The sequence below is a fragment of the Candidatus Clostridium radicumherbarum genome (assembly GCF_045310525.1).
GTDB classification, from domain to species: domain Bacteria; phylum Bacillota; class Clostridia; order Clostridiales; family Clostridiaceae; genus Clostridium_AT; species Clostridium_AT radicumherbarum.
In genome coordinates this window covers 260,585-274,091 of sequence record NZ_JBJHZY010000003.1, presented here as the reverse complement: position 1 = coordinate 274,091, position 13,507 = coordinate 260,585, and the positions used below count along the sequence as shown (strand labels likewise).

Sequence of the window (13,507 nt, the reverse complement as noted above, 5' to 3'; positions counted from 1 at the left end):
TTTTTTCCTCCCTTTAGTCGGAAGCACTGAGCAATTAAGCCCTCTCGCTCCCGCTCGATAATTGCTCGTAAATGTCCATTTAGGACATTTACCTCCTTTTAGTCGGAACACTGAGTAGTTTACCCTACTCGCTTCCGCTCGAAAACTACTCGCTAAAGCCCATTTAGGGCTTTAACATCCTTCTTCATTCTCAATTATTAATTGCAAACTTGTTAGCCAAAATTCTTCCTACATAAACTCCGCTTGCTGATGCCTGTGATAGTGAATGAGTAACACCCGAACCATCACCTAAAATAAATAAATTTTCTATTTTTGTTTCAAGCTTATTATTTACTTTAACCATAGAATTATAAAATTTAACCTCAACACCATACAATAGAGTATCCTCGTTAGCAGTTCCTGGTGCAATTTTATCAAGAGCATAAATCATTTCAATTATATCATCAAGCTGTCTTTTTGGAAGTACAAGACTTAAGTCTCCTGGAGTTGCTGAAAGAGTGGGCCTTGTAAAACTCTTATTTAGTCTATGCTCATTAGTTCTTCTTCCTTGCACCAAATCACCGAACCTTTGAACTAAAACTCCCCCGCCAAGCATATTACTTAACTTAGCAATAGACTCGCCATATTCATTGCTGTTTTTAAAAGGTTCAGTAAAATGATTTGAAACAAGCAGCGCAAAGTTGGTATTTTCTGTGTGAAGTTCTGGATTTGAATAGCTGTGTCCATTTACAGTTACAATACCATTAGTATTTTCATTAACTACCTCGCCATGAGGATTCATGCAGAATGTCCTAACGAAATCTGAATATTTTTTCGTTCTATACATAATTTTGCTTTCATAAACATCTCTGGTTATATGTTCAAAAACTGCTGCTGGAAGCTCTACTCTGACACCTATATCAACTCTGTTACTTTCAGTTTCAATTCCAAGCTTTTCACATATATTTGAAATCCACTTAGAACCAGACCTGCCAGTAGCTAATACTAGGTTTTTACAAGTAAAGGTATTATCCTTAGCAATAACAGTAAAATTTTCATCTTTTTTAATTTCAAGTACCTCTGTATTGAATAAAATATCTACTTTAGTCTTTAAATACTCATAAATATTTTGAAGGATACCTACATTTCTATCAGTGCCTAAATGCCTAACCTTTGCATCTAATAAATGCAAGTCATATTGAAGAGCCTTGCCTTTAAGATCCGAATTCTCTGTTGAATATAGCTTTGCTTCTGCTCCACCCATTTTACAGAGTACTTCATCTACATAATACATTAAATCCAAAGCTTCTTCTTTTCCAACATAACTGTAAAGTTCTCCACCAAAGTTATTAGTTATATTATACTTACCATCTGAAAGGCTTCCAGCACCACCGTAGCCGTTCATTATGCTGCAAACCTTACAATTAATACATGATTTTATTTTCTTACCATCTATTGGACACTTTCTTTTATTAAGACTATTTCCCTTTTCTATCATTAAAACTTTAATGTTCGTGTTTTTCTGTACTAGTTCATAAGCAGTAAATATACCGCTAGCTCCTGACCCTACAATAATTACATCATATGTTTTATTCATAAGCATCACTCTCCTAAAAAATAATAACAAATAGAATAGTATCAGTCAATATTTTTACGAATAATTAATAATATATTAATTTTTAAGTTCGGAATCATAATAAGTTTGACACCCGAATCTTTTTCTTAATATTATCCTTTACTGGTGTTTTCCTTACACTTACTAATGCAAATCTTAATGTAATAAAGACCTTTTCCTTTAACCATGGAGATGTTCTTATGCTTTTTGCTGTTGTCTTGTGGGCTGCTTATTCTGTATATAGTAAATTGGTAATGCCAAGGTACTCTCCTATTACCTTAACCTTTTACAGCTTCTTATTTTGTACTATCCTTCTAATACCCTTTGTAATATATGAAATGCCTTGGAAGCTAATAAGCACTATCCCTTATTATTCCTATATTTCTGTGATTTATATGAGTATTTTTCCTTCAGTTATAGGCTATCTTGTTCAGCAAATGTCAATTAAACAAATTGGCCCTAGCAAAACTTCTATTTTTATTAACTTGGTACCAATGTTTTCTATAATCCTTTCTGTGCTTATTTTAAAGGAAGCTTTAAATCCCATAAAGCTATTAACAGCAGCTTTAATTATTGTGGGAGTATATATTTGTCAAAAGAATTAAAAAGCTGACAACATTGTCAGTTTTTTATTTAACAACAAAATAAATTTTACTAAAATAAGTACAAATCGAAAATGAAGCAACTATTATATAGGTTGTATGTTAAATTTATATCATTCATAGTGATATTTTCTCATTATTTTCTAAAAATTCTACTAATTTGAATATGAATATAAGAGAGTATTGATTAACTGATTACTTTTATTTATAAATACTGAATATTATTTAATGTAAAATTATAAAATATTTTATAAAAATTTTGAAAAACTACTTAATTTTTTGAATAATATTTAGTATAATGATATTATGATCTAAAATGAACTTAGTAACGTAGATATTTTGCGTTTATTTTTTTGCATGAGATAGCTTGTTAATTAACAAACAATCAACTATATTAAAGGAGGTTTCAAAATGTGTAAAAGTATCCTAAATGAAGAGAAATTTCATGAGCTTGAAGAATTTATTAATAGCCTATCAAACAAAAAAGGTGCAGTTATTGAGGTTCTTCATAAGGCACAGCATATCTTCGGATATCTTCCAGAAGAGGTGCAGATTTTCGTTGCTGAAAAGCTTAATATTCCTGCTTCCCAGGTATTTGGAGTAGTAAGTTTCTATTCCTATTTTACAACGGAGCCAAGAGGGGAATTTGTAGTAAACATCTGTATGGGTACAGCTTGCTTTGTTAGAGGTTCAGCAAATGTGCTAGCTGAATTTGAAAATAAGTTAAATATTAAATCTGGACAAACTACTCCAGATGGTAAATTTACTCTTGGTTCTCTTAGATGTGTAGGAGCCTGTGGTCTTGCACCAGTTGTAATGGTAAATGACAAGGTTTATGGAAATGTAAAACCAGAAGATGTTGACAAAATATTAGCTGATTATAATTAATTGGAATACAGGAGGTGTAAGCATTAATAATGCTTACCTACAGAATAAGGAATATAGGAGGGAAATAAGTTGAATAAAATTCACTCTTTAGAAGAGCTTAAAAATATTCACTCTGAATTAAAACCATTACTAGATATTAGAAAGCATATTGTTGATATTAAAAATGAAGATAAAATAGAAATCCATATTTGTGGTGGTACTGGCTGTAAGGCTTCACAAAGTGATAAGATACTTGCAAACATGAAGGAAGCTATTGAAGCTAATGGTCTATTAAGCAAGGTACATGTATCTATTACCGGCTGCTTCGGTTTTTGCGAAAAGGGCCCTATAGTAAAAATTAGTCCTGACAATGTATTTTATGTAAAGGTTAAACCAGAAGATGCAAAAGAAATAATTGAAGAGCATATCATGAAAAAAAATGTCATAACAAGGCTTTTATATGAGGAGCCTACCTTAAAAGAAACTGTAAAAAGACAGGATGAAATGTCCTTTTATAAAAAACAGCATCGTATTGCTCTAAGAAACTGCGGTGTAATAAATCCGGAAAAGATTGAAGAATACATTGCAAGTGAAGGTTATATGGCGCTTGGAAAAGTTATAACTTCAATGACTCCTGATGAAGTAATACAATCTATGATAGATTCAGGTTTAAGAGGCCGTGGAGGCGGAGGATTTTCAACAGGTCAAAAATGGTTATTTGCTAAAAGAAGCAAAGCTAATCAAAAATATATTATTTGCAATGCTGATGAAGGAGATCCAGGTGCTTTCATGGATCGTTCAGTACTTGAGGGAGATCCAAATTCCGTTATAGAATCAATGGCTATAGCCGGCTATGCTATAGGTGCTTCAGAAGGTTATATTTATATTAGAGCTGAATATCCACTTGCTATAGAAAGATTAAAAATAGCCATTTCAGAAGCTAGAGAAGCTGGTCTCCTTGGTAAGAACATTATGGGAACAGATTTTAGCTTTGATGTATTTATAAAATATGGCGCAGGTGCCTTCGTTTGCGGAGAAGAAACCGCCTTAATTCACTCCATAGAAGGTTTCAGAGGCGAGCCAACTACAAAGCCTCCTTTCCCAGCAGTTAGTGGTTTATGGGAAAAACCAACCTGCGTTAACAACGTAGAAACCTTTGCTAATATACCACCAATTATTTTAAATGGTCCAAAGTGGTATGCATCTATGGGAACAAAGACTTCTAAAGGTACTAAGGTATTTGCTTTAGCAGGTAAAATTAACAATGTTGGACTAGTTGAAGTACCAATGGGAACAACCTTAAGAGAAATAATTTATGAAATCGGCGGTGGAATAAAAAATGGACGTAAGTTTAAAGCCGTTCAAACCGGAGGACCTTCTGGGGGCTGTATTACTGCTGAAAATTTAGATATTCCAATAGATTATGAATCTTTAAATGCTATTGGATCCATGATGGGTTCAGGCGGAATGATAGTTATGGATGAAGATAACTGTATGGTCGATATAGCTAAGTTCTATCTTGAATTTACAGTTGATGAATCCTGTGGAAAGTGTACGCCTTGCCGTGTAGGAAACAAGAGACTACTTGAAATATTGACTAAGATTACTGAAGGCAAAGGAACAGAGCAGGACCTTGAAGATTTGCAAGAACTAGCAGAGACAATTAAAGATACCTCACTTTGTGGACTTGGTCAGACAGCTCCAAACCCAGTATTAAGTACAATGAAATACTTTATGGATGAGTATGTAGCTCACGTTAAGGAAAAACGCTGCCCGGCTGGAGTTTGCAAATCACTATTACAATATCATATAACAGATAAATGCATAGGCTGCACTAAATGTGCAAGACAATGCCCTGCAAACTGCATTAGTGGAAAAGTTAAAACTATACATGTTATAGATCAAGAGAAATGTATTAAATGTGGGGCTTGTCAAACTTCTTGTCCTGTTAAAGCCATAATTAGAAAGTAGTTACTACAATATTTTAAGAAGAGGTGAATATTTTGAGTTTAGTAACTGTAACAATTAATAATAAACGGATTCTAGTAGAAGAAGGAACCACTATATTAGAAGCTGCTAAATTATTGAATATAAAAATACCTACATTATGTCATTTAAATCTGCATGACACCAAAATGGTTAATCAAACTGCTTCCTGTCGTGTTTGCATGGTTGAAGTAGAAGGTAAAAAAAATCTGGCTCCTTCCTGTGCTACACCTGTTTTTAATAACATGGTGGTAAGAACAAATACTATTAGAGCGATAAGAGCTAGAAGAACAGTAGTAGAGCTGCTTTTATCAGACCATCCAAAGGATTGCTTAATATGCCCAAAAAATACTGACTGTGAACTTCAAAGCTTAGCAGCAGATTTAGGGGTTAGAGATATACCCTATCAAGGTGAGATGTCAACCTATGAAATTGATAACTCAAGTAAATCAATAGTTAGAAATCTTGATAAATGCATTCTTTGCAGAAGATGTGAAACTATGTGTAATAAGGTTCAAACAGTTAATGTACTTTCAGGAGTAGATAGAGGCTTCCAAACTGTAGTACAGCCAGCATTTGGACTTCCAATGACTGAAACCTCCTGTACCTTCTGTGGTCAGTGTGTTGCAGTATGTCCTACAGCTGCTTTAACAGAAGTAAATAATGTACCAAAGGTTTGGAGAGCCTTAAAAAATAAAGAAAAGTTTGTAGTTGTCCAAACTGCACCTGCAGTAAGAGTTGCTCTTGGAGAAGAATTTGGTCTGGAGCCAGGTACTGTTGTAACTGGTAAAATGGCTGCTGCACTCAGAGTTTTAGGCTTTGATAAAGTCTTTGATACAGACTTTGCTGCTGATCTAACTATCATGGAAGAGGCTTCAGAATTTATACACAGACTGCAGCATGGTGGCAGAATGCCAATACTTACAAGCTGCTGCCCAGGCTGGGTTAAATTCTTTGAGCATCAATTCCCTGACCTTTTAGATATACCATCCACATGTAAGTCACCTCACGAAATGTTTGGTGCTATAACAAAGACTTATTTAGCTGAAAAAATGGGTATTGATCCAAAGAATATTGTTGTAGTTTCAGTAATGCCTTGTCTTGCTAAAAAGTATGAAGCAGCTAGACCCGAGCTTTCAAATAATGGTTTGCAAGATGTTGATATAGTTATTACAACAAGAGAGCTTGCAAAAATGCTTAAAGAAGCAGGAATTGACTTTAACTCCTTAGATGAAGGTGATTTTGATCATCCTTTAGGAGAATCTACTGGAGCTTCTGTAATCTTCGGAACAACAGGAGGAGTTATAGAAGCAGCTCTTAGAACTGCTTATGAATGGCTAACCAACGAAACCTTAGAAAGTGTTGAATTTCATTCTCTAAGGGGTATGGATGGCGTTAAAGAAGCTACTGTAAAGATTAACGACATAGATGTTAATATTGCTGTTGCTCACGGTCTTGGAAATGCAAGAAAAATACTTGAAGCTATAAGAAATGGTGAAGCAAATTATCATGCAATTGAAATTATGGCTTGCCCTGGAGGCTGTATAAACGGTGGTGGTCAGCCTTATAATCATGGTGATGTAGATGTTATTAAAAAACGTATGGAAGGACTCTACTCAGAAGATAGAAGTAAGACCCTAAGAAAGTCTCATGATAATCCATATATAAAACAGCTTTATGATGAGTTCTTAGGTGAGCCTTATGGTGAAAAAGCTCATGAACTTCTTCACACACAATATACAAAACGTAGAAAATTATAATTACTGTTTAAGTTAAGAATGGTTGTCTCTAAATCTTATGAGACAGCCATTTTGTTTTAAAAGCATAAAATTCACAAATTGTTTCATGTTGTATACTTTATTTTCCAAATTAACTGAGATATAATAATATGTATGCATTTATTTATACATATTATGGAGGGTAAAATGAATAAAGTTAAAATTATAACTGACAGCACTAGTGATCTCATCACTGAAATTTTAAAAAAATCAGATATTTCAGTTGTGCCCTTATATGTTAATTTTAATGATGAAAGTTTTATTGATGGTGTTAATATTACTACAAAAGAACTTTATGAGAAGGTTGAAAAATATGGATGCCTGCCAAAAACCGCTGCAGGTTCACCAGCTGATTTTTACAAGGTGTTTAAAAAATTTATAGATGAAGATATGGACATTGTTTTTATAGGCTTGTCTTCTAAACTTTCTTCACACCTTCAAAGCGCCATACTTGCCGCAAATGACTTTCCTGAAGGAAGAATTCATATAATTGACTCGCTAAACTTATCTTCAGCAATAGGACTTTTGGTTTTAAAGGCTGTTGATTTCAAAAATCAAGGACTGCCAGCAGCAGAGATTGCTCTGAAAGTAAGACAACTTGTACCTAAAGTTAAAACTGAATTTATAATAGATACCCTAGACTATCTATATAAGGGAGGCAGATGCTCTGCGCTGCAAAGTCTTGTGGGTGGTATACTTAAAATTAGACCAGTAGTTAAGGTAGTTGATGGCAGTATGGTACCCGCACAAAAACTTATGGGAAAAAGAGATAAAGCACTGAATACAATGCTTGCAAATGTAATAAAAGAAAAAGAAAATATAGATCCTGCTAGAATTATGGTTACTCATTCTTTAAGTGATGACGCAGAATACTTAAAGTCAGAGCTTAAAAAAAATCTTGATGTTAATGAAGTCATTATAACTGAAGCTGGCTGTGTAATTTCCAGCCACTGCGGACCAAATACAATAGGAATTCTATATATTGAAAAATAGTTCAGGTTAAGCACCTGAACTATTTTTTTAACTCTATTATAGTTATGCCTTTATTAAACTCTTACTTTCTTGTTTTATCTCAAAACCTCTAAGCCATTTCATGAAGATACTTGAAATCATTAGAAGTATAAAACACATAATCCAAAGCTTTTGTGTGCCATAAGCACCAATAAATCTTCCGAAGACATAAGGTCCAACAGAAGCACCTACTCCAGTTATTAGAGGTATAACTGCATTAAATCTTCCTCTGTGATTCATTGGTGAGTGGTTTGCAATATATACACCTGCATTGGTAGCTTCAAGAATTTCTCCTATAGTATACAAAACTGCTGAAAGTATATACAGCGGAAAACTATTTACAAATCCAAGCATGCCAAAGCCTACGGCATAGAAGACTCCTGCTAATGCAATATTTAAAACAGGTGGTATTTTCATAGTTATTTTAATTATTAAGGTTGTTAATATAATTATCGTTATCCCATTTGTGGCCATTACAAACCCAAAATACTTGGAACCTACCCCGCTTCCAAAAGTTCTAGTTATTTGCAGGGGAATTACAAAACCGATAGTTGAATACACAAAGGCATTTATTGTTTTTCCAACCATAAAAAACATTAATGAAGGTCTCTTAAGAAATGCATTAAATACACTGGAGTCTTCTGCTGCTTCATCATCAGCTGAGGCTTTGCTTTCCTCCATTTCCTCCTTACTGGGCATAGTATCCTCAATAAATATGGTTAAAATTATTAGGGATATTATTATAGAAACTGTGTTACCTAAGAATATAAGGCTGGTATAATTTCTATATAGAAAGCCTGCAATCATAGGCCCAATAGAGAAGCCTACATTGATTCCTAAATAGAGAAGTGAAAAGGCTGACTTTCTGTTATCCTTATTAGTTAAGTCAGTCATCATTGCTGAGTTCGCTGGCTGAGCTGCACTCATAAAGAAGCCTGAGGTAATTAGCAATATAGGAATCAATCTGGAATTTCCTAAGAAAGCGCAAGGTGCAAAGCAGCAGGCTGCAAAGCCTTGAAAGGTAATAAATAGCTTTTTACGACCAAAGTGATCTGTTAGTTTTCCGCCTATTATAGAACCAGCTGCTTGGGCAAATGCACTAAACATAAAATATGTACCTGCATCCTTATCGCTGAGTCCAATATGTTCTGTTAAAAATAATGTTAAGAATGGATAAACAAAATTACCCATAGCATTAACAACTCTAACTATAGCTAAAATATAGATTGTAGGAGGTAAACCTCCGTATATATCAAGTTTTTTAATCGCCTTAAAAGTTTTAATAAAAATCCCCCCCCTAAAAAGCAAAGATAAAAAGTAAAGCTGGATAGAAAAATAGACCTAAGTACTATTCTAATACAGAAAGAAATAAAAAACTACAAAATGCAAAACTATTTTATTTGAATATAGAAATAATTAGAGAAATACTATACAATATTTCTGTGATTGTTTTCAATTTAATTTTCTGGAGGGGTTTATGGGTTTATTTTCTCTTTTTATGGATAAGAAATTTTTTAAAGCTCTACTAAGACTAGCTGTACCTATAGTACTGCAAAACCTTGTGTTATCATCTTTAAATTTAGTTGACACCATAATTATAGGCGGCTTAGGTGAAAGAGCTATTGCAAGCGTTGGCTTAGCTAATCAATATTTTTTTCTTTTAAATCTCTTATTATTTGGAATAACCAGCGGCTCTTCTATTTTTACTGCTCAATATTGGGGAAATAAAGATATCAAAAATATCAAAAGAGTTCTAGGTATCTGCGTAATAACTGGAGGTTTAGGTGCTCTAATATTTACCATAGGAGGGTTATTAATTCCGGAGCAAATATTAGGTATCTTCTCAAAGGATAGAGATGTAATTATACTTGGTGGTCAATACTTAAGAATAATTGCCTTTAGCTATATTATTACTTCTATTAGCTTTGCCTACTCTTTTACCTTAAGAAGCACCGGACAGGTTAAAATCCCAATGTTTGTTAGTATTACCGCCCTTGGTATAAATACTTTTTTAAATTACGCTCTGGTATATGGATATTTTGGCCTTCCAAAAATGGGAGTTCAAGGTTCGGCACTTGCAACCCTAATTGCCAGAATTATAGAAATGACATTGCTGCTTTTCATTGTATATAAAACTAAAAATGTTATTGCCGGTAAACTTAAGGAATTATTAGACCTGTCAGCTGATTTTATAAAGAATTTTTTCAAAGTTACCATACCTGTAATAATGAATGAATCTATCTGGGCCTTAGGTGTTACACTTTATTCAGTGGTATATGCAAGAATGGGTACTGAGGTAATTGCATCTACAAATATATCTAGTACTATTGAAAGAATTACTTGGGTAATATTTATGGGATTAGGTAATGCATGTGCTGTTATGATTGGCAATAAGATTGGAGAAGGTGATGAAAAAGAAGCCTTTATCTATGCAAAACGCTTTATTATTCTAGGCCCCTCACTTGCAATAATTGGAGGTATATTCGTTTATTTTAACTCTCACTTTATTTTATCAGCCTACAAGGTTTCTCCTACTGTATATAATTATGCAGCAAAAAACCTTATTGTATTTTCAGTATTTTTATGGGTTAAGGTATTTAACTTTACTTCAATTGTAGGAATACTTAGAAGCGGAGGAGATACAAAGTTCTGCCTATTTTTAGATACAAGCGGAGTTTGGCTTATTGGTGTTCCTCTAGCCTTTTTAGGCGGTCTTGTTTGGCATCTTCCAGTATATTGGGTTTATACTCTAGTATTTATGGAGGAAGTTTATAAGCTTATACTTGGTCTTCCAAGAATACTTTCAAAGAAATGGATTAACAATTTAGCAATTGAGTAATAATTTAAAAACCTCTATCAAAGTATGATAGAGGTTTTTAATTAAACTGTTTCTGTGTAATTATTTGCACCATTAATTCTTTTTAGATCTTCATAGAAATTGATTTTTGCTGTGTTATAATATGCACCTACCCATAAGAGTCCAATACCAAGAGTTAATATTGAAAGTAATGCCCAACCAATAAAACTTAAGGTAAGCAGAAATAGCTTGCCCTTATGTCCTCTCATCATCTCTTTACTTTGGTTAATTGCTTCCATACAAGTTATCCCTGGATTGTCATTCATAATATAATAAGCCATAGAATATCTAAGAGCAGCAACTATGCCAGGAATGATAAATAATAACGTCCATAATATTGTTAAAATTCCAGTAACTAAATTCACTAAAAAAGTATTAATAAAATACTTAAAACCTCCAAACATATCTTCTAAAAGTGGCTCACCATTTCTAGCAACCTTCATGAAATAAGTTGCAACTCCATAAGCTATGGGTCCTGATAATATTAAGCTTACTAAAGATGCAAAACTATTGACGTTGCTGTATTCTCTTACAAACTGTCCGTTAACATAGGAATATGATAAAAATCCATTTGAGCTAAATGCCCTAATAATAAGCCAAGAAATTAATATAACAAGGACAGCCATGCCCCATTTTCCCTTAAGCTGTCTTCTTGCCTCAGCTCTATACTCATAATTTTCTCTTAATCCACCTTCATACATATAAACGCCCCCTCTTTGTATATTAATATTAGTGTACTATATATTTTATTTTATTAAAAGCACCATTATTCACAAAGTTTACCTGTATAATTTTCCAGATAACTGCACATCATATTATTAATTGTAAAAATGAAATTACAATTTAATCCAATGGCAGTAATGACAGAAGGGAGTACAATATGAGAAAAGAACCTATAATGCATAAACTTTTTGGCTTTATTGATAGAGATGTGCATGCTTCAGACTTTATTGATACTAGACATCCTAATATGATGAATTTACCATTGAACCATGTAAAAGATTCTTCCAAATATAATTCTCAAAGTGAAGATTATAAAAACTTATAAACACATAGGCTTACCTATGTGTTTATAAGTTTATACCTTAATCTTTCAATCTTTCTTTTAATCTTATCTTGATAAGTTAATATATCTTGAATTTATTGATGGTAAACAAGCTTCTTGCTTCTGTATTCTGCAAGTAGTAAATCTACCATTCTTCCATAGCTAGCTATTCCATCCTGTTGACCATTTGACTTAAGGTATGCATTATTAACCTTATTTGTTATTTTCTCAGTATTTCCTTTATATTTTTTCCAATGCTTAATATCATTATTAAGATCTCTTAAAACTCCAGGAGAATATTTACTTCGAAGCTCTTTAAAATCATTATAATTTGTATCTGCAAGGGCATTCATAGAATATATAAGAGCTAGCATTGTTCCTGAATACTGAAAGTCCACGTCAGGATGCATGCTGCAAACTACATAGGCTATATAATTTGCCTCATCCTCTCTTGCAAAACCCCTTTGGTGAGCCATTTCATGTGCAGTTGTGCATGGAAGCATAAAATCAGTTTCATTAATATTTACATTTGCTTCTCCTGTGTAGGGTATATATATGCCCGTAATTCCCGTATAGCTCATAGGTTCGGATAACAATATTCTCTTCGGAGGTCCATAACTGCCTCCTAATTCCGGATAAATTTTAGATGCAGCATCAAAACCTATTTGCTCTCTTTTAAATACATTATTAAAACCACCTTTAATGGTCATAACGCCATTAGAATTCTCTATTACCTTGGCTCTCAAATTATTTGCTCTATTTATTAGGTCTTCACACAAATTATAAAGCTCTTTTTCAGAAGAGTTTTCTACTTTTAAGCCTGCAATTTTATCAAAGGAATACCTGTTATAGTTAAAACCCCAAAACAGCATAAAGAGAATATATAAAATTGAAACATAAACAGTAAGATTAACTGCACAATTAAAAAACCCAGCTTTTCTTATATTTATTAAAAGAATAAAAATAAACAAAAAAAGAATTATAATTAATAAAGGCAGCAAAATTTCTGCAAAGGAACTAGGAAAGGGACTTGTAATAAAGCTTAACCCCTGTCTTATAACCTTATCTATTGTATTTGAATAATATTTTTCTACTAAACTTGGAAATCTAGCAGTTATTATATTAAGCAGCACTATAATAGGAACAAGTAAAATTATAGTCAGTTTTAACTTTGGCTTTTTAATCATCACAATTCCACCGTTTTTTGTGTATTTTTATATAAACACTAATTATTACAAATAATTATACCTTTATTATGTAATTATTCAAACAAAAAAACTCATAATAAGCGGACTTGTTTTTCTCACTTATTATGAGTCTTTATTAACTAACCTTATTAAGTTTTATTATATTACTATTAAATAAATAACTCATTAGCTTTTCACGTGCAGATTCTTCTGTTCTTGCCTCTATTTTAATTGAATCGCTGGAATTTATTTTATATTCATATACCTTTTCTTTAAATCTCACTACCTTTGCTGCACATTCACCGTATTTCTTGTATTCATCAGTGCCCTTTTCAATATATTCAATTTTAACTCTATTTGCTTCTGACAATTCTAAGATGTCATCCCACTTAAAATCCAGATAGGAGTACATAAATATTTCATTTTCTTTTAGCTCTGAAAAAAATTCTTTAATGTCTGTATACTTTGATAAATATTTAATCATTCTCATCATCCCTCCTAGTAATCCTTATACTGTGTGCTGATAATAATGGATTAACTGCTTATCAACCACTTAACTCCATTTATAAACTATTATAAA

General features: G+C 32.8%; 12 protein-coding genes. 7 read left to right on the top strand and 5 right to left on the bottom strand.

The genetic code is table 11. The features are described from left to right. Positions 1–190 precede the first annotated feature (190 nt). Positions 191–1,576 carry an NAD(P)/FAD-dependent oxidoreductase gene (locus tag ACJDUH_RS15255; RefSeq protein ID WP_406766071.1) on the bottom strand — a complete coding sequence of 462 codons (1,386 nt, stop codon included), beginning with the start codon at positions 1,574–1,576 and terminating at the stop codon, positions 191–193. A gap of 218 nt (positions 1,577–1,794) precedes the next feature. On the opposite strand from ACJDUH_RS15255, the gene ACJDUH_RS15250 reads away from it, so the two are divergent. From ACJDUH_RS15250 to ACJDUH_RS15230, 5 genes are all read left to right on the top strand, one after another. After that, positions 1,795–2,199 carry a DMT family transporter gene (locus tag ACJDUH_RS15250; protein WP_406766070.1) on the top strand — a complete coding sequence of 135 codons (405 nt, stop codon included), beginning with the start codon at positions 1,795–1,797 and terminating at the stop codon, positions 2,197–2,199. 408 nt (positions 2,200–2,607) lie between these two features. After that, a complete protein-coding gene (gene nuoE / locus ACJDUH_RS15245) occupies positions 2,608–3,084 on the top strand; it encodes an NADH-quinone oxidoreductase subunit NuoE (protein WP_406766069.1) in 477 nt (158 codons plus the stop codon). Positions 3,085–3,153: 69 nt separating this feature from the next. Beyond that, positions 3,154–5,034 carry an NADH-ubiquinone oxidoreductase-F iron-sulfur binding region domain-containing protein gene (locus ACJDUH_RS15240; RefSeq protein WP_406766068.1) on the top strand — a complete coding sequence of 627 codons (1,881 nt, stop codon included), beginning with the start codon at positions 3,154–3,156 and terminating at the stop codon, positions 5,032–5,034. A 32-nt stretch (positions 5,035–5,066) separates the two neighbouring features. Beyond that, the gene (locus tag ACJDUH_RS15235) at positions 5,067–6,809 is read left to right on the top strand and encodes an NADH-dependent [FeFe] hydrogenase, group A6 (RefSeq protein WP_406766067.1); all 1,743 of its coding nucleotides are present in this window, start codon (positions 5,067–5,069) and stop codon (positions 6,807–6,809) included. Between the two features lie 165 nt (positions 6,810–6,974). Next, positions 6,975–7,820 (top strand): DegV family protein, encoded by an 846-nt coding sequence (locus ACJDUH_RS15230; protein ID WP_406766066.1) that lies wholly within the window; start codon positions 6,975–6,977, stop codon positions 7,818–7,820. 42 nt (positions 7,821–7,862) lie between these two features. Here ACJDUH_RS15230 and ACJDUH_RS15225 read toward each other — a convergent pair whose 3' ends face one another. Next, positions 7,863–9,146 (bottom strand): MFS transporter, encoded by a 1,284-nt coding sequence (locus ACJDUH_RS15225; RefSeq protein WP_406766065.1) that lies wholly within the window; start codon positions 9,144–9,146, stop codon positions 7,863–7,865. Between the two features lie 190 nt (positions 9,147–9,336). On the opposite strand from ACJDUH_RS15225, the gene ACJDUH_RS15220 reads away from it, so the two are divergent. Continuing rightward, positions 9,337–10,677: an MATE family efflux transporter gene (locus tag ACJDUH_RS15220; RefSeq protein ID WP_406766064.1), complete on the top strand. Its 1,341-nt coding sequence runs from the start codon at positions 9,337–9,339 to the stop codon at positions 10,675–10,677. Positions 10,678–10,718: 41 nt separating this feature from the next. Here the strand turns inward: ACJDUH_RS15220 and ACJDUH_RS15215 are convergent, their stop codons facing one another. Further along, entirely contained in the window at positions 10,719–11,396 is a 678-nt protein-coding gene (locus tag ACJDUH_RS15215) for a DUF975 family protein (RefSeq protein ID WP_406766063.1), read from the bottom strand. Between the two features lie 179 nt (positions 11,397–11,575). On the opposite strand from ACJDUH_RS15215, the gene ACJDUH_RS15210 reads away from it, so the two are divergent. Then, the gene (locus ACJDUH_RS15210; RefSeq protein ID WP_406766062.1) at positions 11,576–11,743 is read left to right on the top strand and encodes a hypothetical protein; all 168 of its coding nucleotides are present in this window, start codon (positions 11,576–11,578) and stop codon (positions 11,741–11,743) included. A gap of 92 nt (positions 11,744–11,835) precedes the next feature. Here ACJDUH_RS15210 and ACJDUH_RS15205 read toward each other — a convergent pair whose 3' ends face one another. Then, on the bottom strand, positions 11,836–12,927 hold the full coding sequence (locus ACJDUH_RS15205; protein ID WP_406766061.1) for a DUF3810 domain-containing protein: 1,092 nt from the start codon (positions 12,925–12,927) through the stop codon (positions 11,836–11,838). A 136-nt stretch (positions 12,928–13,063) separates the two neighbouring features. Continuing rightward, positions 13,064–13,411, bottom strand: coding sequence for a hypothetical protein (locus ACJDUH_RS15200; protein WP_406766060.1), 348 nt, complete (start codon positions 13,409–13,411; stop codon positions 13,064–13,066). Positions 13,412–13,507: the final 96 nt, after the last annotated feature.